The sequence below is a fragment of the Pseudomonas sp. 51_B genome (genome assembly GCF_017491595.1).
Lineage (GTDB): Bacteria > Pseudomonadota > Gammaproteobacteria > Pseudomonadales > Pseudomonadaceae > Aquipseudomonas > Aquipseudomonas promysalinigenes.
Window position 1 is genome coordinate 1 of sequence record NZ_JAFGYW010000294.1, and the last position, 477, is coordinate 477.

The following is a 477-nucleotide window of genomic DNA, read 5'->3' on the forward strand; positions in this document are numbered from 1 at the left end:
CGTTGGTGCATCCCAGCTCGCCGCCAACTCATTACGCAGACGCGCGGCGCGGACCTGGCCCCAATCATTGCAACGCTCGGCCAGCGGTTGGTGCGACAAGGCGCTGAGCAATGCTTGCGCGGCATTGCGCGAATCAGCGACCAGTGCGACGTACGGCGGGTAGTTGCGCACGGTCTGATCGGCATCGATGTCGATGCGCAACAGCTTGCCGGGAATCTCGAAGCCGCCGGCGAAGGTCACGTCGTAATCGGTCTCGGCCAGCTCGGTGCCGATCGCCAGCACCACGTCGGCTTCAGCGACCAGTGCGCGGGTGGCAACCAGGCTCTGCGTCGAACCGATCAACAACGGATGACTGGTCGGCAGCATGCCTTTGGCATTGATGGTCAGCGCCACTGGAGCGTCGAGCAATTCGGCGAGTCGGGTCAGCTGCGGCGCTGCGTCGATGGCACCGCCGCCGGCGAGAATCAGTGGACGTTG

At 64.8% G+C, this 477-nt stretch carries 1 pseudogene; it reads right to left on the reverse strand.

Features of this window, described 5'->3' with window-relative positions:
* Positions 1 to 477: pseudogene (locus J5M56_RS24900) on the reverse strand (hypothetical protein); the annotation flags it as partial.